General features: G+C 61.1%; 19 protein-coding genes. 8 read left to right on the forward strand and 11 right to left on the reverse strand.

The annotated features are described in order from the left end of the window. Window positions 1-3: 3 nt before the first annotated feature. Window positions 4-1,194 (reverse strand): MFS transporter, encoded by a 1,191-nt coding sequence (locus BLP82_RS27110; protein WP_092175659.1) that lies wholly within the window; start codon window positions 1,192-1,194, stop codon window positions 4-6. 103 nt (window positions 1,195-1,297) lie between these two features. Between BLP82_RS27110 and BLP82_RS27115 the strand changes: the two genes are divergently transcribed. Both BLP82_RS27115 and BLP82_RS27125 read left to right on the forward strand, forming a co-directional pair. Continuing rightward, a complete protein-coding gene (locus BLP82_RS27115; RefSeq protein WP_092175663.1) occupies window positions 1,298-1,837 on the forward strand; it encodes a TetR/AcrR family transcriptional regulator in 540 nt (179 codons plus the stop codon). A gap of 251 nt (window positions 1,838-2,088) precedes the next feature. Then, complete coding sequence (locus BLP82_RS27125; protein WP_092175671.1) at window positions 2,089-5,559, forward strand: hybrid sensor histidine kinase/response regulator; 3,471 nt, start codon at window positions 2,089-2,091, stop codon at window positions 5,557-5,559. 188 nt (window positions 5,560-5,747) lie between these two features. Here the strand turns inward: BLP82_RS27125 and rmuC are convergent, their stop codons facing one another. Then, complete coding sequence (gene rmuC / locus BLP82_RS27130; protein ID WP_170842389.1) at window positions 5,748-7,133, reverse strand: DNA recombination protein RmuC; 1,386 nt, start codon at window positions 7,131-7,133, stop codon at window positions 5,748-5,750. Between the two features lie 188 nt (window positions 7,134-7,321). Beyond that, entirely contained in the window at window positions 7,322-7,645 is a 324-nt protein-coding gene (locus BLP82_RS27135) for an SEL1-like repeat protein (protein ID WP_072406575.1), read from the reverse strand. A gap of 950 nt (window positions 7,646-8,595) precedes the next feature. Between BLP82_RS27135 and BLP82_RS27145 the strand changes: the two genes are divergently transcribed. The 3 genes from BLP82_RS27145 (at window position 8,596) to BLP82_RS27155 (ending at window position 11,008) form a co-directional block, all read left to right on the forward strand. After that, window positions 8,596-8,820 carry a hypothetical protein gene (locus BLP82_RS27145; RefSeq protein WP_003204606.1) on the forward strand — a complete coding sequence of 75 codons (225 nt, stop codon included), beginning with the start codon at window positions 8,596-8,598 and terminating at the stop codon, window positions 8,818-8,820. A gap of 276 nt (window positions 8,821-9,096) precedes the next feature. Continuing rightward, window positions 9,097-9,579 carry a hypothetical protein gene (locus BLP82_RS27150; protein ID WP_072406577.1) on the forward strand — a complete coding sequence of 161 codons (483 nt, stop codon included), beginning with the start codon at window positions 9,097-9,099 and terminating at the stop codon, window positions 9,577-9,579. A 145-nt stretch (window positions 9,580-9,724) separates the two neighbouring features. Beyond that, window positions 9,725-11,008 carry an OmpP1/FadL family transporter gene (locus tag BLP82_RS27155; protein ID WP_092175679.1) on the forward strand — a complete coding sequence of 428 codons (1,284 nt, stop codon included), beginning with the start codon at window positions 9,725-9,727 and terminating at the stop codon, window positions 11,006-11,008. Window positions 11,009-11,097: 89 nt separating this feature from the next. Here BLP82_RS27155 and BLP82_RS27160 read toward each other — a convergent pair whose 3' ends face one another. From BLP82_RS27160 to BLP82_RS27170, 3 genes are all read right to left on the reverse strand, one after another. Then, complete coding sequence (locus tag BLP82_RS27160; RefSeq protein WP_092175683.1) at window positions 11,098-11,649, reverse strand: glutathione peroxidase; 552 nt, start codon at window positions 11,647-11,649, stop codon at window positions 11,098-11,100. A gap of 182 nt (window positions 11,650-11,831) precedes the next feature. Next, window positions 11,832-13,040: an MFS transporter gene (locus BLP82_RS27165; RefSeq protein WP_092175687.1), complete on the reverse strand. Its 1,209-nt coding sequence runs from the start codon at window positions 13,038-13,040 to the stop codon at window positions 11,832-11,834. A gap of 52 nt (window positions 13,041-13,092) precedes the next feature. Then, window positions 13,093-13,497, reverse strand: a complete 405-nt coding sequence (locus tag BLP82_RS27170) for a MarR family winged helix-turn-helix transcriptional regulator (RefSeq protein ID WP_092175691.1) — start codon at window positions 13,495-13,497, stop codon at window positions 13,093-13,095. A gap of 256 nt (window positions 13,498-13,753) precedes the next feature. Here BLP82_RS27170 and BLP82_RS27175 point away from each other — a divergent pair, with 256 nt between their 5' ends. Beyond that, window positions 13,754-14,068, forward strand: coding sequence for a helix-turn-helix transcriptional regulator (locus BLP82_RS27175; protein ID WP_092175694.1), 315 nt, complete (start codon window positions 13,754-13,756; stop codon window positions 14,066-14,068). Window positions 14,069-14,202: 134 nt separating this feature from the next. Here BLP82_RS27175 and BLP82_RS27180 read toward each other — a convergent pair whose 3' ends face one another. Further along, window positions 14,203-15,213 (reverse strand): RHS repeat-associated core domain-containing protein, encoded by a 1,011-nt coding sequence (locus BLP82_RS27180; RefSeq protein ID WP_092175697.1) that lies wholly within the window; start codon window positions 15,211-15,213, stop codon window positions 14,203-14,205. A 203-nt stretch (window positions 15,214-15,416) separates the two neighbouring features. On the opposite strand from BLP82_RS27180, the gene BLP82_RS27185 reads away from it, so the two are divergent. Continuing rightward, entirely contained in the window at window positions 15,417-16,337 is a 921-nt protein-coding gene (locus BLP82_RS27185) for an RHS repeat-associated core domain-containing protein (RefSeq protein ID WP_092175700.1), read from the forward strand. Window positions 16,338-16,456: 119 nt separating this feature from the next. Here the strand turns inward: BLP82_RS27185 and BLP82_RS27190 are convergent, their stop codons facing one another. Beyond that, window positions 16,457-17,422: a fimbrial protein gene (locus BLP82_RS27190; protein WP_170842387.1), complete on the reverse strand. Its 966-nt coding sequence runs from the start codon at window positions 17,420-17,422 to the stop codon at window positions 16,457-16,459. Here BLP82_RS27190 and BLP82_RS31275 point away from each other — a divergent pair. Continuing rightward, complete coding sequence (locus BLP82_RS31275) at window positions 17,421-17,618, forward strand: hypothetical protein (protein ID WP_170842388.1); 198 nt, start codon at window positions 17,421-17,423, stop codon at window positions 17,616-17,618. The genes BLP82_RS27190 and BLP82_RS31275 overlap by 2 nt on opposite strands. Here BLP82_RS31275 and BLP82_RS27195 read toward each other — a convergent pair. The 3 genes from BLP82_RS27195 to BLP82_RS27205 form a co-directional block, all read right to left on the reverse strand. Continuing rightward, complete coding sequence (locus tag BLP82_RS27195) at window positions 17,590-20,091, reverse strand: fimbria/pilus outer membrane usher protein (protein ID WP_092175707.1); 2,502 nt, start codon at window positions 20,089-20,091, stop codon at window positions 17,590-17,592. The two genes, BLP82_RS31275 and BLP82_RS27195, sit on opposite strands and share 29 nt — an antisense overlap. Before the next feature lie 34 nt (window positions 20,092-20,125). Then, window positions 20,126-20,878, reverse strand: coding sequence for a fimbrial biogenesis chaperone (locus BLP82_RS27200; protein WP_092175710.1), 753 nt, complete (start codon window positions 20,876-20,878; stop codon window positions 20,126-20,128). An 82-nt stretch (window positions 20,879-20,960) separates the two neighbouring features. Further along, a complete protein-coding gene (locus BLP82_RS27205; RefSeq protein WP_092175715.1) occupies window positions 20,961-21,512 on the reverse strand; it encodes a fimbrial protein in 552 nt (183 codons plus the stop codon). Window positions 21,513-21,842 lie beyond the last annotated feature (330 nt).

Consider the following 21,842-nt stretch of genomic DNA (forward strand, 5'->3'; position numbering starts at 1 on the left):
GTTTCAAGGCCGAACGCCATCGCTGAGCGGTTTTATCGACTGCCGTAACCCCAACAGTGCTGCGACACACAACACAATCAACACGGCGCCATACCCATCGGTGGTCGGGATCAAGCCGAACACCCGCGTCAGGTTCCCCGCCAGCAGCGACGGCAGGCTGAAGGCCAGGTAACTGAGGACATAGAACGCCGACATCAAGCCGGCCCGTTCGTGGGGCAACGCCAGCGGCATGAGGCTGCGCAGCGCCCCCAGGAACCCGGCACCGAAACCGCCACCGGTGACCAGCGTGCCGACGAAGAACAACGGCAAGCTGGCGCCATGCACCGCCACCAGCACCAATGCCAGGCCGATCACCAACAGGCTCGCGGACGGGCGCAATATTGTGTCGGCCTCCTGGTTGCGCAACAGGTAGATGGCTGATGCGCCACTGAGGGTCAACACCGCCACCAGCGCGCCACCGATCAGATTGGAGGTCGATCCGGTGGCCGCCCGCACCAGCGACGGTGCCAGTGACAGGTAGAAACCACCCACGGCCCAGGCCGCCAGATCCAGTGGCAGGACCCGCCACAAGGCTCGCCGCGCCTGGAGTGGCACGTGCAAGGTCGGACGCAAGGATTGCCAGACACCCGCTTGCGGGCTGACGCTTTCTTTCAGGCGCCAGAGGTAAACGGCCTGGGCCAGGAACAACCCCAGCAGCAGCCAGTAGGTCAGTTGCAACGGCAACGGCGCGAACTCGGCCAGCAGGCCACAGCCCAACGCCCCGCAGGCCATGCCCAACAGCGGCGCAACGCTGGTGATCAACGGGCCTTGGCGACGGTCGAAGTCCAGCAAAGCAGCACCCAATACACTGGTGGCCATGCCGGTAGCGAACCCCTGGATCAACCGGGCACCGATCAACCAGGCGACGCTATCGGCGCTGATAAACAGCAGCATCGCCAATATGTTGAGCAACAGCGCCACGAAAATCACCGGCTTGCGGCCCAGGTAATCCGACAGCGACCCCACGGTCAGCAAGGCCGCCAGCAGACTGAAGGCGTACACGCCGAAAATCAGCGTCAGAACGGCCGGGGAAAACTGTAATTGTTCCTGATAGAGGTGATACAACGGCGTCGGCGCGCTGGACGCAGCGAGAAAACCGAGCAAGGTAAGCGCCAGGAAGATCAGGCTGGCGCGGGTCGAAGCTGGACGGGACATGGGCACGCTCCACAAGAACATTCGCAAAAGCTAATTTTTTGCTTTTGCGGAGTGTGCTACCGGTGTGCGCTTAAAGCAAATTCTTTGTGTTAAGGTCTGACGCATGGCTATTAAAGAAGGTTTACGCCCCGGCGGCCGAAGCGCCCGGGTCCAGGAATCGATTCATTCGGCGGTCCGCGCCCTGCTGCAAGAGCAGGACCGCGCGACACTGACCGTGCCGCAAATCGCTGCGCGCGCCGGGGTCACGCCGTCCACTATCTACCGGCGCTGGGGCGATCTGCCGGCGCTGCTGGCCGACGTCGCCATCGCCCGCATGCGCCCCGACGGCGAACCGGCCGACACCGGCAGCTTGCGCGGCGACCTGCGCGCCTGGGCCGAGCAGTACCTGGACGAAATGAGTTCCGAGCCCGGTCGTAACATGATGCGCGACATCCAGGCCTGCGCCACCCCAGGGTATTGCGTAGGGATCATCAGCCGTCAGTTGCAGATCATCCTGGACCGCTATCCCGATGAACCCAACCCGGGCGTCGAGCGGCTGATCAATGTGGTGGTGGCGCCGACGGTGTTCCGCATTCTCTTTGCCAGCGCGCCGTTGGAAGTGGGGGAGTTGTATCGGTTGGTGGATATTGCGTTGGGTCAGTAACACCGCATTCGCGAGCAAGCCCGCTCCCACATTGGATCTGTGGTGAACACAAATCTTGTTCCCACTGGAGATCCAATGTGGGAGCGGGCTTGCTCGCGAAGAGGCCCGAAAGAACACCAAGTAATCTGAGCATTTCCCCCACCTGCGACACCCCACCACGCCTCGACCTTGGTCGACACTGACGAACCCGAGCGGGCATGCGAGACTGTCCTGCCGGGCTCAAGTCCCGGTGTCTTTGTCCGGGAGTTTCCATGTCGTTGTCCAGCGGGCTGATCGCCGTTGTCGCCCTGGCCTATATGGCCATCATGTTCGCCATCGCCTTCTACGGCGACCGGCGCAGCACGCCGCTGCCGCCACGGGTGCGGGCCTGGGTCTATAGCCTGTCGCTGGCGGTGTATTGCACCAGTTGGACGTTCTTCGGCGCCGTGGGCCAGGCCGCCGAGCAGCTCTGGTCATTCCTGCCGATCTACCTCGGGCCGATCCTGCTGCTGGTGCTGGCGCCGTGGGTCCTGCAGAAAATGGTGATGATCAGCAAACAGGAGAACATCACCTCCATCGCCGACTTCATCGCCGCCCGCTACGGCAAGTCCCAATCCCTGGCGGTGGTGGTCGCACTGATCTGCCTGGTGGGCGTGCTGCCGTACATTGCCTTGCAGCTCAAGGGCATCGTGCTCGGGGTGAACCTGCTGATCGGCGCTGGTGCCGACGCCATGGGCACCCGCGCCCAGGACACCGCGCTGATCGTCTCGCTGATCCTGGCGCTGTTCACTATCGTGTTCGGTACCCGCAACCTGGACGCCACCGAACACCACCGTGGCATGGTGCTGGCGATTGCCTTCGAATCCCTGGTCAAGCTGTTCGCCTTCCTGGCGGTCGGCGCGTTCGTGACGTACGGCCTGTACGACGGTTTCGACGACCTGTTCAACCAGGCGATGCTCGCCCCACGCCTGGAGCAATACTGGAAAGAAACCATCAATTGGCCGTCCATGGTGGTGCAGACCGGGGTGGCGATGATGGCGATCATCTGCTTGCCGCGGCAGTTCCACGTGACCGTGGTGGAAAACATCGAGCCCCAGGACCTGCGCCTGGCCAAATGGGTATTTCCCGCCTACCTGGCCCTGGCCGCGCTGTTCGTGGTGCCCATCGCCCTCGCCGGGCAAATGATGCTGCCCAGTTCCGTGCTGCCGGACTCGTTCGTCATTAGCCTGCCGCTGGCCCAGGCCCATCCGGCCCTGGCGGTACTGGCGTTCATCGGCGGCGCCTCGGCGGCCACCGGCATGGTGATCGTGGCCAGCGTGGCGCTGTCGACCATGGTCTCCAACGACATGTTGTTGCCCTGGCTGTTGCGCCGCAACAACGCCGAACGCCCCTTCGAGGTGTTCCGCCAGTGGATGCTGTCGGTGCGCCGGGTCAGCATCGTGGTCATCCTGTTGCTGGCCTATGTCAGCTATCGGTTGCTGGGCTCGACGGCGAGCCTGGCGACCATCGGCCAGATCGCCTTCGCCGCCGTGACCCAACTGGCCCCGGCCATGCTCGGCGCCCTGTACTGGAAACAGGCCAACCGCCGCGGCGTGTTCGCCGGCCTCGCCACGGGGATCTTCCTGTGGTTCTACACCCTGGTGTTGCCGATTGCCGCCCACAGCCTGGGCTGGTCGCTCAGCAGCTTTCCGGGGCTGGCCTGGCTGCACGGCAATCCCTTGAACCTGCCGATTACGCCGCTGACCCAAGGGGTGGTCCTGTCCCTGGCCGGCAACTTCACACTGTTCGCCTGGGTGTCGGTGCTGTCGCGCACACGCGTCTCGGAACACTGGCAGGCCGGGCGCTTCATCGGCCAGGAAATCAGTGCCCGCCCCAACCCCCGCTCGATGCTTGCGGTGCACATCGAAGACCTCTTGCAACTGGCCGCACGTTTCGTCGGCGAAGAGCGGGCGCGGCAAAGTTTCATTCGCTTCGCCTACCGCCAGGGCAAAGGCTTCAACCCGAACCAGAATGCCGACGGCGAATGGATCGCCCACACCGAACGCCTGCTGGCCGGTGTACTCGGCGCCTCTTCGACACGTGCGGTCGTGAAAGCCGCCATCGAAGGCCGGGAGATGCAGCTCGAAGACGTGGTCCGGATCGCGGACGAAGCGTCGGAAGTGCTGCAGTTCAACCGCGCCCTGTTGCAAGGCGCCATCGAGAACATCAGCCAGGGCATCAGCGTGGTCGACCAGTCCCTCCGGCTGGTGGCGTGGAACCGCCGCTACCTGGAGCTGTTCAAGTACCCGGACGGCTTGATCAGTGTCGGCCGGCCCATTGCCGACATCATCCGCTACAACGCCGAACGTGGCCTCTGCGGGCCGGGCGAGGCGGAAGTCCATGTCGCCAGGCGCCTGCACTGGATGCGCCAGGGCCGAGCCCATACCTCTGAACGGCTGTTCCCCAACGGCCGGGTCATCGAGCTGATCGGCAACCCGATGCCCGGTGGTGGTTTCGTCATGAGCTTCACCGATATCACCGCCTTCCGTGAGGCCGCACAGGCGCTGACCGAAGCCAACGAAGGACTGGAGCAACGGGTAGCCGACCGCACCCGGGAATTGTCCCAACTGAATCTGGCCCTGACCGAAGCCAAGAGCACCGCCGAAGCGGCCTATCAATCCAAGACCCGGTTCCTGGCGGCGGTCAGCCACGACCTGATGCAACCGCTCAATGCCGCGCGCCTGTTCTCCGCCGCACTGTCCCACCAGCACGACGGTTTGCCGAGCGAAGCCCGGCAGCTGGTGCAACACCTGGACAGTTCACTGCGCTCGGCTGAAGACCTGATCACCGACTTGCTGGATATTTCCCGCCTGGAAAACGGCAAGATCAACCCCGACCGCAAGCCCTTCGCCCTCAACGAGCTGCTCGATACCCTCGGCGCGGAGTTCACGGCCCTGGCCCAGGAACAAGGCTTGAAGTTCCGGGTTCGCGGCTCGAAGTTGCGAGTGGACAGCGACATCAAGCTGCTGCGGCGCATTTTGCAGAACTTCCTGACCAACGCTTTCCGCTACGCCAAGGGCCCGGTGCTGCTGGGCGTACGCCGGCGCAACGGCGAGTTGTGCCTGGAAGTCTGGGACCGCGGACCGGGCATCGCCGAGGACAAGCTGCAAGTCATTTTCGAAGAGTTCAAGCGCCTGGACAGCCACCAGACCCGCGCCGAAAAAGGCTTGGGCCTGGGCCTGGCCATCGCCGACGGCCTATGCCGCGTGCTGGGCCATACCTTGCGCGTACGCTCCTGGCCGGGGCGCGGCAGCGTGTTCAGCGTCAGCGTGCCCGTGGCACCGACACAGGCCGTCATGCCGGGGCCCGTGGCCGAACCCAACGGTCATCTGCCAAGCGGCGCGCAAGTGCTGTGCGTCGATAACGAAGACAGCATCCTGATCGGCATGAACAGCCTGCTGACGCGCTGGGGTTGCCAGGTGTGGACCGCGCGCAACCGCGAGGAATGCGAGCGTTGGCTGGCCCAGGGCGGTCGACCGCAACTGGCGCTGGTGGATTTTCATCTGGACGACGGCGAGACCGGCACCGAACTGATGGCCTGGTTGCGCACGCGCATGGGGGAACCGGTGCCAGGGGTGGTGATCAGCGCCGATGGCCGCCCCGAGACGGTGGCCCTGGTGCATGCGGCGGGCCTGGATTACCTGGCCAAGCCGGTGAAGCCGGCGGCGTTGCGGGCGTTGTTGAGTCGGCATTTGCCGTTGTAGGCGCAGGCGTTCTCCAGCCGGGCACTGAGCATGTGGCGAGGGGATTTATCCCCGCTGGGTTGCGTAGCAACCCCAGTCCCGGGCACCGCGGGCAACTGATGAACCATGCAAGCCGGTTACGACTGCTGCGCAGCCGAGCGGGGATAAATCCCCTCGCCACAGGTTTTGCATCAAGCCCAAGGGTTTCATCAATCCTGGGTTTTTGCGGTTTCTTCCGGCAACTCAGGCAGCCCATCCGCATCGGTCATCGCCCGCTCGAGCAAATCGGCAGGCAAGCTCTTGCTCGCCCGGGCGCCGAGCAGCTTGAGCTGTTCGCTACGGCTGATCAGGTTGCCGCGCCCTTCTGTCAGTTTGTTGCGCGCGGCACTGTAGGCTTTGTCCAACTGCTGCAAGCGACTGCCGATCTCGTCCAGGTCCTGGATGAACAGGACGAACTTGTCATACAGCCACCCGGCCCGCTCGGCGATTTCCCGGGCGTTCTGGCTCTGGCGTTCCTGTTTCCACAAACTGTCTATCACCCGTAGCGTCGCCAGCAGCGTGGTCGGGCTGACGATCACGATGTTGCGGTCGAAGGCTTCCTGGAACAGGTTCGGCTCGGCTTGCAGGGCGGCGGAAAACGCCGCTTCGATTGGTACGAACAGCAACACGAAATCCAGGCTGTGCAAACCGTCCAGGCGCTTGTAGTCCTTGCCGGCCAAGCCTTTGACGTGGGCACGCAACGACACCACATGTTGCTTGAGGGCGAGTTGGCCGACGGCGTCATCTTCAGCGGCCACGTACTGCTGATAGGCCGTGAGGCTGACCTTGGAATCGACCACCACTTGTTTGTCGCCCGGCAGATAAATCAACACGTCCGGCTGGAAACGCTCGCCGTCCGGGCCCTTGAGGCTGACCTGGGTCTGATACTCGCGGCCCTTCTCCAGGCCGGCATGTTCAAGCACCCGCTCCAGGATCAGTTCGCCCCAGTTACCCTGGGTCTTCTGACCCTTGAGCGCCCGGGTGAGGTTGGTGGCTTCGTCGCTCAGGCGCAGGTTCAGTTGTTGCAAACGCTCCAGTTCCTTGCCCAGGGAGAAACGTTCCCGGGCCTCGGCCTGATAACTTTCTTCAACGCGTTTTTCGAAGGACTGGATGCGCTCCTTCAGCGGGTCGAGCAACTGGCCCAGGCGTTGCTGGCTGGTTTCGGCGAAACGCTGTTCACGTTCGTCGAAGATCTTCCCGGCAAGCTCGGCGAACTGCGCCCGCAGCTCGTCTCGCGAGCCTTGCAGGTCTTCCAGGCGTTGCTGATGGCTTTCCTGCTGCTCACGCAGTTCGGCCTGCAACGACGCCGCCTGGGCATCGAGACGGCGCAGCTCGGCTTCCTTGTTGGCACGTTCGAGGTTCCAGGCGTGGGACGCATCCCGGGCATTGTCACGCTCGATCTGCAGCAATTCGACCTCACGGCAGGCCGCGGCAAGCTCGGCCTGCTTGGCGGCGTTGGCCTGGCTCAGATCACTGATTTCGTCACGGCAGGCGTCGAGCTGGGCGTTGAGGCCATCGTGGGCCATGTGGGCCGTGGCCAGGCGCTCCTCCAGCAGGGCCAGTTCAGTCTGCGCGGCAGCGGCTTGGCGTTGCAGGTGCCAGGCCAGAGCCAGCAACGGCACCGCAGTGCCTGCCAGGCCAAACAACAGGCTGGTCAAATCCATAGCCATGACAATTCCTGCCGATTTAATAAAGCCCGAAGGTTAACCAAGCGGCTTGGGGTTGCCCAGCGCGGTCTTCGTTTTCAGTCTTCGATTTCACCGAGGGCCCGGCGGGCACGATCATCGCCGGCCCGGGCGGCCTGGCGCAGCAGGTCGTGGCCGATGCGTCGATCCCGGGCGTTGCCGCATTCGCGGCACATCAACTGCCCGAGGCGACTCTGCGCGGCCACCACGCCTTCACGGGCCGGTTGCTTGAGCAAACGACCCGCCAGGTGCTTGACGCTGGGGCTGTCTCCCAGCCGCGGGCTGTCGAGCAGCCACTCAGCCACCCGCATCGACATACGTTTGGGTGGGGTAACACCAGAGGGTGTGGAGGTAACAGGATTTGATACTGAGCGAAACTTCATAAAACACTGTGGGACAGATCGGAAGGCGCGCCACTCTACTCCTTTTTTCGTACGGGTAAAGCCGAAAAAAACCGGCACGCCCGTGCTAGAGCAAGCGCTTGGGACAATCCACAGAAGCTGTGGATAACTCAGTGGACAACCCCCCCTGAACTCGCGCAAAGCCCTGTGGAACGGGGCCTGCGCTCAAACTGACGATTTTTTCACCAGTAAAAAAAAGCGATGTTTTTCATTGACTTAAATTTTGGATACAGGCACCTACCCCGGATTGTTTCGACATGACAGTTCGGTGACAAGTGCAGCCGCGAGTGTGCACAAGTAACAGCTGAACGGGTTATAACGCTGCGATTTTTTGGCACAACGAGCGGTAAAAGCTGGGGATAACCTCTGGCCGTGCATGCAGCAGCGGTGGCGTGGACGCACTTGCAAGCATCGGCTCCTGTGCTACGGCATGCCCTCCACAGCGATTGAGTGCCTACTTGAATATTTTTTAACCAACACCCTTCCCTTCACGGGTTCGATCCGTTAGTATCCGCAGCGTTAGTACCAAGCTGAAAGTCAATTCCGGGTCGAACACATCTCCACGGTCAGCCATCCTCCCAAGGACGCCTCACCGAAAAAAGGAGACCGGCCCCCTCGATGGTTTCCAGGTAAATCTTGCACAAACACAGCCTTTGATCGAATGCAAAGGGTGTTGCCAGGCTCCTTACTCTGACCGAACCAACCTGCAAAATTGATCAGGATCTTCACCCCGGGCCCAGAACCTTTGCCCTCGATGTGTTGCCTGCCCTCCTAAGTACCTACCTGCCAGCCCAAGCGCGCACTTATACAGCGCTCAAACTGGCTGCTTTGTTCCAGTCGGGTTCTTCGTTCGACCAATGGTGGTCGACGTTACTGGAACGTTTTAACGTTGCACGGTTCTTAACCGTGTCATTTGCAGGAACACCCATAACATGTCTACTCAAATCCACGCACAGGATGCTATCCGCACCCTCACCAACGCTTTTGCACCAATGAACTGCCTGATCATGGCCGCTCGCAAAGGCTGCTTCAGCTTCACGCTGGTCAACGAACACGGCATCGCCCGTCACAGCGAACGCCTGTACCCCGACCAGTACTCCAGCGCCGAACCGCTGCAGGCCGTGATCGAGCGTACTCGCCAGGCACTGGTTGCCTGAGACGCCAGAAAGGCTGAAACCCCAAAGGCCCCGCCCAGAAAGCGGGGCTTTTTGTTGCCCGAAATTTCTCGATGAAGCGAAACGGCGTAAGCACCAAGGGATATAACAGTTATAACCGTTCGCTGAAGATGTTTTAAAAACAGTCCTTTACAGCGGGAATATGACACTACACTTCAAGTCAAGCGGCATGATCCGCTTCCGGCGGGGCCTGGACCGATCCACCGCTGCCAAGCCCACACTCTTCAGGCTCCGCCCTTTTCACACTTCGAGGGTTTTATGGGTATCGCTGCCAGCGAACTGTGTCGATATGTGATCCGCCCGACGCTCCTCTACCTTGAGTGTCATAGCGCAACCGCGGAATCCTTGTTGCTGGGCATTGCCGCCAGCCAGTCCGCCCTGGGTTCAGCCCTGCATGATCGACGCGGACATGGCCTGTATCGCATTACCGAGCCCCGCCACCAGGCACTTTGGGACCATTACCTGGCACGAGATCCGGAACGGGCCAGCCTGGTGCGCGGCCTGGCCAGCCAGCATGCCTTTCTCAGCGGCCCGCACCTGGAATTGACCGTCAATTTGCGCTACGCCACGGCCATCGCCTGGCTGCTGGTGGAGGAACAGAATACCCCGCTTCCCGACGCCGACGACCTGCTGGGCATGGCCCGCATCTGGCGCCAGACCTTTCATCCCCAAGGGCGCCTGCGAGATTTCACCTGCGCCTGGCAACGCTGTGTTTCGCCGCTGAATCAGGTCGCTTGCTGAATGGGAAATTTGGAAACTTCCTACAATGTTCGCGAATCTGGTCGGATTGTCCTACAAAACCGCTCTAAATCAAGCCATACAGGCTATAGCGCTTGAGGGAAAATGTTGGTAATTTTCGCCCCGGTGATCACCAGGAGTTCTAACAATGAAAAAAATGATGCTCAAAACCACCCTTGGCCTTGCCGTTACCTTGGCATCCACGCAACTTTTCGCCAGTGGCTTTGCCTTGAACGAACAAAGCATCAGTGGCATGGGCACTGGTTTCGCAGGTCGTTCCTCTTCTGCCGATGACGCCAGCACCGTGTTTGGCAACCCTGCCGGCATGTCGCGCCTCAAGCGCCAGCAAGTCACTGGTGGCTTCGCCGCCATCGACGCTTCCACCGATATCGACGATGCCAGCGGTACCCAGTCCGGCACCAACAAGGGCGACATGGTTCCGCTCACCGGCGTTCCGATGGGCTACTACGTCAAGCCTATCGATGATCAGTGGGCTTTCGGCCTGGGTGTCTACGCGCCGTTTGGCTTGATCACCGATTACGAAAATGGCTTCCAGGGCCGTAACTTCGGCAGCAAGAGCGAAGTGAAGGTCGTCACTTTCCAGCCAACCGTCAGCTATGCCTTCAACGACAAGGTATCGATCGGTTTCGGCCCGACCATCAACCGTCTTTCCGGCGCCCTGGAATCGGATCTGACCTCTCCCCTGTCGCCGAATGACGGCAGCGTGAAGATCAAGGGCGACGACATAGGCTACGGCTACAACATCGGCCTGCTGGTCCAGGCGACCGACACCACCCGTGTCGGCCTGACCTATCACTCCAAGGTCAAGTACAAGCTCGAAGGCCACACCGAAATCAGTCCTGGGGCTGGCACACCTCCCAGCCTGCTAAATGGCGCGCGCTACGATGCTTCGCTGGATATCACCACGCCTGAATCGGTGGACTTTTCGGTCACCCAGCAAATCAATGATGCCTGGACCGTCTACGCGGGCAGCACCTGGACGCGTTGGAGCCGCCTGAAAGAAATCACCGTGAACAATGACGGTGTGACGCCTGCAACGGGCGGTGCTTTCGCGCCTGGCTTCTTCAGTTCCATTACTGAAGAACAGAACTGGCACGACACCTGGGCCTACGCCATCGGTACCTCCTACCAATTGAACAAGCAGTGGGTACTGCGTACCGGCCTGACCTTCGACCAGGCCCCGACCAACAACGCTGACCGCTCGCCGCGTATTCCTACAGGCGACCGGACCATCTTCAGCCTGGGTGCCGGCTGGAGCCCGACCGACGACCTGACCATCGACGTGGCTTATTCCTACCTCAAGGAAGAAAAAGTCAACGTCAGCGGCAGCAATGCCCTCGGCCAGTCCTACGACGCCAAATACGAAAACAGCGCCAACGGCTTCGGTGTCGGTGCAACCTACCGCTTCTGATGTTTCACGGCGAACCTGAACCCCTCGCCAGCTGAAGCGAAAAAAAGCCCCGCACTCTGCAAAGAGGCGGGGCTTTTTCGTGGCAGGCGTCAGGGCTTGGAGGCGATGGCCGCCTCTACCGCCTTGATGAAGTCGGGATCGTCAGGCTTGATCCGGCTGGAAAAACTGCCAACGACCTTGCCCTGTCGGTCCACCACGTACTTGTAGAAATTCCATTTCGGCGCGCCGGATTGTTCAGCCAGGTGCTTGAACAGCGGTATCGCATCCGCACCCCGCACCGGCTGCGGTTCGGTCATGGTGAAGGTCACACCGTAATTGACGTAGCAGACCTTGGCGGTTTCGGCCCCGTCCTTGGATTCCTGCTTGAAGTCATTGGAGGGTACGCCCAGCACTTGCAAGCCTTGGTCCTTGTAGCGCTGGTTGAGCGCCTCGAGGCCCTTGAATTGCGGGGCGAACCCACAGAAGCTGGCGGTGTTCACCACCACCAGAGGCTTGCCGGCAAAGCGCTGGCACAAATCGATGGTTTCCTTGGCCCGCAGCTTGGGCAAAGCCCCCTCCAGCAACGGCGGGCAATCGGCGGCCCAGACTTGCCCGGTCACAGCCAGCAACAGGGCGGGAACAGCAAACCAACGCATCAACATGGCGGTATTTCCTTAAAGCATGTCAGACCACGACGTTACTCTGCCACGCCCACCGCCGTCCATTGTTCAACACGCACCCATGCCCAACTGCATCAAGGCCAACCCGCCCTGCTGCCAGCCCCACCAGGCGAACGCCAGCAGCAGGCCGGCGCCGACAGCGATCAACCACGGGCCGACGCGACTCATGTCGCACCGACCTGGACTTGCAGGCGCGCCACCGGTCGTTCACGCACCGGCCAGTTCAACGCCGCCGCCAGCAGGCTGAGCAGGATCGATACCTGCCAGATCAAGTCATAGCTGCCGGTGCGGTCATACACCACCCCGCCCAACCAACCACCGAGGAACGAGCCCAACTGGTGGAACAGGAACACGATCCCACCCAGCATCGACAGATTTCGTACACCAAACAGGGTCGCTACCGTGCCGTTGGTCAACGGCACGGTCGACAGCCACAGCAAGCCCATTGCCATGCCGAACAGATAGGCCGTAGTGGTGGTCACCGGCAGCCACAGGAACAAGCCGATCACCACGGCCCGCAGCAGGTACAACCCGGTCAACAGGCGGGGCTTGGACATGCGTCCGCCCAGCCAACCAGCGGTGTAGGTGCCGAAGATATTGAACAACCCGACCAGGGCCAGCACGGTGGTGCCGACGCTGGCGGGCAGGTGTTGGTCCACCAGGTACGCCGGCAAATGCACGCCAATGAACACCACCTGGAAACCGCAGACAAAAAAGCCAACCGCCAGCAGCCAGAACCCGGAATGGCTGCACGCCTCGCGCAAGGCCTCGGCCAGGGTCTGCTCGTGGCCGGCCACCGGCAACGGTGCATCCTTGAGCATGCTCACCAGCGGCACGATCAACGCCACCAGCAGCCCCAGCGCCAACAACGCCGCGGACCAACCGAGCCAGCCGATCAGCCCCAGCGTACCGGGCAGCATGGCGAACTGGCCGAAGGAACCGGCGGCACTGGCGATGCCCATGCCCATGCTGCGTTTTTCCGGCGGCACGGCCCGTCCGACCACGCCGAGGATCACCGAGAACGACGTGCCCGACAGACCGATGCCAATCAACAGGCCCGCACTCAACGACAGCGACCAAGGCGAATCCGCCATGCCCATGAACACCAGGCCGAGTGCGTAGAGCACGCCACCGATCAGCACCACTTTCGCCGCACCGAAGCGGTCGGCCAGCGCGCCGGTGAAAGGCTGCGCCAGGCCCCAGATCAGGTTCTGCAAGGCAATGGCGAAGGCGAATACCTCACGGCCCCAGCCGAACTCGGCACTCATGGGCGCGAGGAACAGGCCGAAGCCATGTCGCACGCCCAGGGACAACGCCAGGATCAGCGCGCTGCCCACCAGGACCCAACCACAGGTACGCCACATCGATGTCATTCTTATTCTCCGCTCGCGGGTATATACCCGCTTGTAGTCGAACGAACCGGCTCTACGCCAGTTCGTCCAGCAAGGCCAGCAATGCCGTGCGCTTCTCGGCGCCCAGCTTATCGATCAATCGTTGTTGCGCCGCTTCCCAGGCCGGCAACGCCGCTGCCAACCGGGCGCGCCCGGTTTCGGTCAGCTCGACGATGCGGTTACGCAGGTCTTCACCTTCGGCCAGCCTCACCAGACCCTCGCCTTCCAGCACCCGCAGATTACGCCCCAGGGTGCTGCGGTCCAGGCCCATGGCCTCGGCCAGGGAAGAAATGCTCGGCTGGTCCAGGCGCGCCAGGTTGCTCAGCAAAGAATACTGGGCAACGTTGATTCCGAAGCCATCGAGGGCGCCGTCGTAATACCTGCTGACGCCACGGGCGGCACGACGCAGGTTGATGCACAGACATTGGGAAGGAAGCATGGTGCGTGTATATACCCGGGATAGAGCGAATGCAATTTTTAAATCGAGATTTTCGCCGCAGTGCGCGCCGATTCAAAGAAACCATTCACTCGCTCCTGTTATTTCTTACAGGTTTCAACGCCTCCAAACCGCGCTATAACGAGCCTGTACCGACAGCTTTGGCCAAGGGACTTGAACGCGCTCGCGACACCCGGTTCGTATGAAACAGGGTTTGGCGCTCCCCACGCCGTCATTCATCGTATACGGGAGTTTTGTCATGTATCGCTCCGACCCCATCGCGCCCCATCCTTCATCTGCCCAAGGCGGTTTCCAGCCTGAGCCTTCGCAACAACAGGCAGCAGTAAAACTCACGCGCAAGGAAACAGAGGTCCTGCAGTGGAGCGCCGCCGGCAAGTCTTCCTGGGAGATCAGCCAGATCGTCAACTGCAGCGAAGCCGGTGTGAATTATCACTTTTCCAACATTCGTCGGAAATTCGGTGTGAGCTCACGTTGGACTGCGGCCTTCAAGGCGTTGGAGCTGGGTTTGATTGATAAACCCTACGTCCACGCAAATTCTGAAAAGACTTCCTGATTTGACAAGATCGGCTCGCCTGCAGGGCGCACGAACATGGGTGTTCAAACTCATCGAAGCGCTCTGGCGGGTGCGCAGTCGAGCCAGCTGTCCAGTGTTCGTAGCAGTCTCGAACCCTGCTTAAGCGTTACCCATCAATTGTTTCGGATCCTTCGCGCATTCTCCGGAGGCGGTGGCACGTCGTTCGAAGCCGCAGAGCCAGGGAGACGTCCGGGGAGAACCGACATTTCAATATCTGCATATTCTGGTGGTGCTCCTCTACTCGTCTCTTTCGCTATAGCCTCCGCATAACTGGGTAGTGGAACATCGTCATTCAGGCTGACGACATCCGAGGCCCGGGGCTGGTTGTTAACTATCTGATCATAACGGGGGAGAGACGCCACCGAAGCAGTACGCGGTATCGGAGTACCCGGCCTCTGTCCTATCACGGTGGACCTGCCGCGCCCAACAACATATCGAGGAGGCCGAACTGCGGCAAACAGCGACCCTACGCCCATAGCACCGTTCAATGACGCAGCTATGACCAATGTCATACGTGTCATCCCATCAGTAAAAACAGCGCCCACGGACAGGCCGACCGTCACGAGCCCCAACAATGAAGCCGCGATCTTGAACACATGCCCCGAGGGGTCGACTCGGCCGACTGGATCCCCCCCACAGTACGCATAAGCGTTTAACCCGCCGCTTGCAAACGGACTCATCGAATCCGGGCTGTTAAAACGCATTAGCCATGGATTGAACGCCCTGTAACCGTTGCCCAATAAATAGTGGCCGGTTATCGGATCGGCACGTTCGCCATCAAACCCCAACAAACTGAGCTGCCCGCTCGATGTCGGCCGGTACCCATAAGGTGCATAGGTCATGGCCTGGTGCTGACTGCGGTTCAATGCATGCAACACTGAGCGCTGAAGATCGCTGGCGAGTAACGTTGTCTCGTCGATTTCACCGTGATGCCGCCGTTGCGCAAGCACGCTATCGGGCTGCTGGAAATACGAGTGGCGGACCTGCCCGTGAATCTCACTCGCCAAACGATTTCTTTGATAGAACCGCTGCTGGACCGGCTGATCGACGGGCGCGCAGTCGAGCAAACGATCCAGCGAGTCGTAGTGGTATCTGACCAGCGGAATAAGCCGTGGGCTGGACATGACCTTGATACCTGTAGGGTAAACAACCTGACCGTCAGTGTCGGTTTTCCCGGCCGATCTGCCTACTGTAAGAAGTAACAGGTCTGGCAACCAAAAAAAGCTAAAACCACAAGTCAGTCACCCTATCTGTTCTGCTAGTACCGTTCTTGCAGCACAGATCCGATACTGGACACGGTCACGCCGCGCCCCGGGGAAGCCAGTCCATGCCCATTGAAAACAAACCGCAAGCAATCCTTTTCGCGACCGATCAGAACCAATCGATTCTGGCTCAAGTCAGCTCGATCGATATCAAGCAAGTGGCCTACTGCGCCTACGGTTACCGGCCAATGAATGAACCGCCCTCGACTCATCTGGGTTTCAACGGAGAACTTCGAGAGTATGAACCTGGCTGGTACATCCTAGGCAACGGCTATAGAGCCTATAATCCGGTGCTGAGACGATTTCATAGCCCAGACAGATCAAGCCCGTTTGATCGGGGTGGCTTGAATCCGTATGCCTATTGCGTGGGGGATCCGATTAATTACCGGGACCCAACCGGGCATCTGGCGATCTTCAGCTTGGGTGGGGCACTCTTGGGCCGCTTGGCAACACCTACGGGCGCATTGACCGCAACGTCTATTATCAGTGGCATTGCTGCTCTAGCGGTGATGAAAAAGGATCCAGCTGTCGGCACGGCGCTTCTGGTTATTAGCGCGGCATCAGGACTTGGTGCGGGATACGTGTCGTTTGGTGGGCGCTCGAGCACACACTTGACAGATTCGAGGAAAAAAATAGCCTTTAATAGTGACACGATGAGCTTCGTTCATCCTGAAAAAGCATCGCCGTATGGCTCACTCTTTAAGAGCCACCCTGAAGTTAGTGCTCCTATCACCGCGCATAGCCCGCCTACTGCCCTTCCGCGCAAGACTCAAAATAAACTCACAGGCACAGCTCCCAAGGAACGCAAAGACTATTGGCCTGGCGCAACACGGGAGAGGGAGCGCATACGCGCGTTACAACAAGAGCAAGAGATCCGAGCTCTTGAAGCCGAACATGCTCGAATAACTACTCTGGAAAATGCACGCATAAGACGACATACAGGTAGACCGATACTGCGACGTCAGAATGGCAACATGCGTACATGAACATCTACAACGTCAAGTGCGGTCATAGGCCCTATCGTCAGCAAGCCCGCGCCTTTCGAACCAACTTCGGTGAACGGCGCAAGCCTGCGGGAGCCCACTTGCATCAGGAAGCTTCATCCTCAATGAAAACTGATCGTAAAATTCAACGCCCCCTTCACCACCCCAGCAACAACCCGTGGGTCCGTCTGATAGAGACGCGCACTCAAGTCGAGAACGGTAGTCCCCGGTGAAATCGCCGCCAGCGGAACCTCCTGCTGCAGGGCCACCGGGGTCACCCCGTCGGCCTTGAGAACCTGGATGCCGACGCCACTGGCCGTCGAACCGGTGCCCAAGGTAAACCCGCCTTCCACGCCGGGGATCGGCACCGAGCCGTTGGTGGTTTCCAGGCGAACATTGGCCCAGGCGACATTGATGTCGCCGGGATCGGCGTCGCAGTTGCCCAGGGTGATATTGAACGGCACCGCCGGGGTGGCCGTGTCGGGCGCGCCGAAGTCCGAGGTGCGCCAGTCGCCCAACGGCACCGGGTTGGCGCTGACGCTGGAGACGCCGCACTGAGCCTGGAGCACCGTGCCGCTCAACTGGAAGTCGAAGCCGTTGCCAATATTGGAAAAGCGCGTGCCGAACAAGGCCTTGTCGAAGGTATGCGGGCCAGGGGCAATGGGCCCGGTCTTGATCAGCGTGAGCTTGCCGCGAAGCTGGTCGATACGCAGCGGTGCGGTATTGGGCACCGCGGCGCTGAGCAAGGCATTGAAGGGAACGGTCGGCTCGGTAATCGGAACGAAGGCATCGGCGGCGACACCATCGAACGGATGCTGCAACTTGATACGCGCCCCGATGCCGTCGATCCCGGTCATGAACACCTTACCGTTGACGTCTTCACCGTTGACCGGTGGCAGGGTGCCGGGAAATAGCGGTGCGCTGGCGACGGCGTTGAAGGTTAGCGTCGAACCCAGGTCATTTTCGCAGTGAATGATCTGGCCTTCGGTACTGGGCATGGAAAAGCTGCGGTCGAACTCGCCGATCACATGCCCCGCCGCCGCATCCCTCGGCACATAGACGTTGCCTGCGTCGAGGCGGAAAGTCATGCTGCTGGCCGAAGTAACCCAACGGCAAAAACTGGCAGCCGCAGCCACCTCGATCTGGCAGGCGGCGATCAAGGCAACGACCCCGGCCAATCCTCGTGATGCTGATTTCATCTGTCGAATCCTGAAGAATCAGGGCGCGCGCAGCGTTGCGGCGCCCGGCAAGGAAATTAATGCGCCAAAGGCTCGGTGCAGGTGAGTGTCTGAAGCCGATAGCCTTGCGCCTGTTCCATGCTTTGCGGCGCGATCTGCAGCTGGCAATGCTGTCCGGCCTCCTTGCCCCAGCGCACATCCAGCGTCTGTGGTTCGGCCGTGGTGGTCAGCAGGACTTGCCCGGCCTGCCCAACCACGCCGAGCCGCTCGCCGCGGGCATCGCTGACCTGGGCGCCAAACGGCAAGGGCTGCCCCCCCGGGGTGCGGCCCGTCAAGACCAGGCGGTTGACCTTGCGCGCGGTAAAGGCGGCCTTGACCACGGCGCCGCGTCGGGGCACCACATGGGTCACGCCGTTGTCGATCTCTACCTCCGGATCCAACTGATCGGTTTGCAGCACCACCTGGTTCTGCCGGTAAGGACGCAGATGCGGGGCCAGGGCGTAGCCCTGGGCGTTGGTGCGCACGCCGGTGGCATTCAGTACGCCGACGCCCGGGGTGTCGGGCACCACCACCAAGCCCATGGTTTCGCCCAGGTAGGGACCCCATTCAAGGCCATCGCCATGCAGCAGGAGCGCACCACTGGCATTCAGTGAGAGGCTGCGATAGCCATTGCCCTGGGTGTAGCCACCGCCCACGCTGCCGAAGGGCGCTTGATAACCGAGGGCCAAGGTCGCCGAGCGCTGGTTGTCGTCGCTGTTGCTCAGCGCAGTGCTATAGCTGAGCCGGTTCTGATCGGCGCTGCCGGTCAGGCGCGCGGTCTGGCTGTAGCGACCGGCATTGTCCTGGAAGCCCAGGGTCGCGGTGTTCGAATGACCGAAGTCCAAGGGAAAGGAAATACTCAAACCGGCCTGTCGACGACTGCCGTTGTGTTCATCGCTCAGGGACTGCGAGGCGAACAGGTTGTAGCTGACCTTGCGGTGCTGGGTACTGAGGTTGAACTGGAACTGGCGCTGTTGCGGGTTATTGCCCCAGTAATCATCTTGCGAGAGGGTCAGGTTGACCGAGCTGGTTCGCCCCAGGTCCTGGAATACCGCGGCTTCCAGGCGGCTACGCCGGCTACCGGCGAACTTGCCGTCGCGGTTGCGCTCACGCACGCTTTCGTCGAAATCCCGATAACCTTCGGTGGAGTAGCGATAACCGGCGAAACGCAGGCTGGTGCTGGTCTGGAAGGCCTTGCTGTATTTCAGCGCGTAGCTCATGCCCTGCACACCCTCACCACGTCCCGACTCGGCGCTGGAATGGGTGAGGTCGAAGGCCAGGGCGCCAAGGCCGCCCCAGTCCCGGGCCAGGCCCAGGTTGCCGGCCCGGTAGAAATCACTGCCCATCACCCCGCCATACCAGGTGGTGTTCCAGGCACTGCCCAGGGCCAGGGTGCCCTGCCAGAGCAAGGGATCGTCCTGGCCGCTGGCGGCCGAGTAACGCCCCAGGGTCGCGCTGTAGCGCCAGACCCCTTCGCGCAGCAAGTTACCCAAGGTGGCATAGGGTTGGATAAAACGCTGGGCCTGCCCGTCGTCGGCGGTCAACACCACTTCCAGCTCGCCGCTGCCGCCAGCGGTGCTCAGATCGTCGATCTCATAGGGGCCGGCGCTGACATAGGTGGAGTAGATCGGGTAGCCGTTCTGCTTGATTTCCAGCTTGGAGCGCGCCTGGGCCACGCCGCGAATGATCGGCGCGTAGCCCTGCTGCAGGTCGGGCAGCATGCCCATGTCGGAGGCAACGACCATCCCGGTAATCGGCACACTGCGAAAAATCTCGCCGCCAGTGAAGGTCTTGCCCAGGGTCAAGTTGGCGCGGGTACCGGGCAGGTCGCGCTGAGCATAGGTATAAGCCTGGGTCCATTCGCGCTGGCCGTCGGTGTTCTGGTGCAGTGCATGATTGCTGCGCAATCGCCAGGCGCCCAGGTTGAGGCCGCTGTTGAGGTACAGGTCATCGCTGCTGGTAGAACCGCGATAGCGACTGGTGCCTTGCTGGGCGGATACCTGGTAGTTGACGAACGCCGCGTTGATACCGGCATCCCACTGCTCGGGATCGACCTGTCCGATCCTGTCACGGCGCATGGCGATCTGCGGCACCGAGAGCGACAGCAACAACTTGCCGGCGTCGAACTCGACGCGGGCATCGGCAATCAATGCCCGTAGATCCAGACATTTGGCGTCCTGGGGCAAGACCAGGCTCTCGAGCCTGACACCCAGCTGCTCCAGCAGCCCCGCATCCAGACAAGGCGAGAGGCTTTGCTGGTCGGGATCGAGACTGAAATCCAGTTCCCGCTCACCGATGTAATGGCGGTTGATCTGGACAGCCACCCGATAGCGCCCCGGAACGAGCGCCTGGCCCTGGGTCAAGGCTTCAAGGGCCAGAGTGCCGGCGGTGCCGCCCTGATGCATGAAGCCGGACTGGAATTCAAGCGCCTGGGTCGCCGATGCGGGCTTGGCGTCGAACCCGCCAACGGCTCCGCCAAGGACAAACAGAGGGGCGAGCCGCTGGCGCAAGGGCCGGCGGCGGGCAAGTACATGGGTCATGGTGGTCTTCCAGCGATAGTCGTGCGGGGGCGTGTCAGGGAAGCAGTTGGATCGCCATGGGCGCCGAGCTGACATGCGCGCCATAGTCGTCCACGGTCGAGAAACTCACCTGCAGTCCGGCGGCCGGCTTGATCCCTTCCAACGGGTAGGACTGGCTGGAGAACGGATAGGCCATGGCCGGGCTGCTGAAGGCCTTTTGCTGGCCATTGCCCTTGACTTCGATGCGCAGGAAAGACACATGGAACGGGCTCGGATTGTCCACCCACAAATGCGTTTTACCCTCGACCTGCCTGATCGACCATTGCAAGTCCTTGAGGCGCAGCGTCGGGTTCTGCGTAAGCCCGGCGGGGCGATGGAACACCTTGATTCGCGTACGTAGGGCGATATTCAACACATTGGATTGCGTGTTCTCAGCCTGGGGAATTTCCTGGACATTGAAGAAGAACAGCGACTCGCGATCCTCGGGCAGATCGTTGGGCAGGCGGTTGATCTGCACCTGCTGTTCCTTACCCGGATCCAGGCGGAACAACGGCGGCGAAGCGATAAGCGGCACGGCGGTGGTGGTGTCGTCACTCTCGGTATTGACCCAGGTCTGCACGGCATAGGTCTGCTGGCTGGGGTTGCTGACGATCAATGCGGCACTGCGCTGTTCACTGGTGAACACCAGGCGTGTGCCGTTGATGCTCAAGGCCGCCTGGCTGGCGGGAATCTGGACGATCAGTGCGAGAACCAGCAGGCAGGCTCGGATCGCTTTGGAAAAAACTGTGGGGATGCTCAGGCTGTACATAAAACGGATACCTTGGGCCTGGGCACTCCAAGAGTACCCAGGCGCTTACCGAGGTCCCCCGGCTGGCGCCGGGGGATGCAGATCAGGTGATGTTGACGATAAAGGCAACTTCAACCTGGGCGGCACCAGTGCTCACCGACGCTGCGGTGGATTTGTAAGCCGCGGTGAAGCGCATATCGGTAGGGGAAGTGTCATCCAGCGGGTAGTCGGTGGAGTCGGCGCCATAGCTGATCAGCGCACCCTTGTTGTCCATGATCGCAAGGCCGATACCACGGGCATAACCGGTGCCCGAACGCAGGGCGTGCAAGGTGTTGCCGGCGCCAGTGGCACCGTGCACGCCGGTGAACTTGACGGTGGCGTTGGTCGGCGCCGTGCAACCGGCGCCTGGGGTGACGCGCATGGCGAAATCACGGTGCCCGGCTTCATCGCCGATGGCCGCGAACTGGCTGCTGGCAACCCGGCCCAGACGTACCAGGTTGCCCGGCGCACCGGTTTCCGGGTTGATGATCTCGATCGGGCAGGTGATGTCGGTGATCATCCCCTCGAAATTGATGGTGCCGGTGGTGGCAAAGGCCGAACTGGCGGCCATGCCGAGCATCAGGCCAAGGGGGAGTGCCAAAAAGGATTGCTTCATGGAGGATCGAACCTGTAGGGAAAAAGTAGAGTTTTCTCGCGCCACAACCCCGTGCGGACGGCGGTGCGCGCAAGTATTTCGTAGACCGGCCCTGTGCCTTGGATTCGGCTTGAGCAGGCGTTAACGGGCAAACTCGGGACTTGCGGGTATCGCTTGAAGCCACGATGAATTGCGGGGCGGACTTTAAGGATTTCTCTTACAGGTCGATGTCGGAGAGGGAGGCATTTGTTGTGGGAAATTTCAGCGGTGCGGGAGAGGGATGATATTTCGCAGAGGATTGGGAATGACGTTTCAAGCTGGGTATGCGAGCTGGAAATAAGACGCCAATGA

The sequence above is a fragment of the Pseudomonas sp. NFACC37-1 genome, from assembly GCF_900101575.1.
In the GTDB taxonomy this organism is placed as follows: domain Bacteria; phylum Pseudomonadota; class Gammaproteobacteria; order Pseudomonadales; family Pseudomonadaceae; genus Aquipseudomonas; species Aquipseudomonas fluorescens_AA.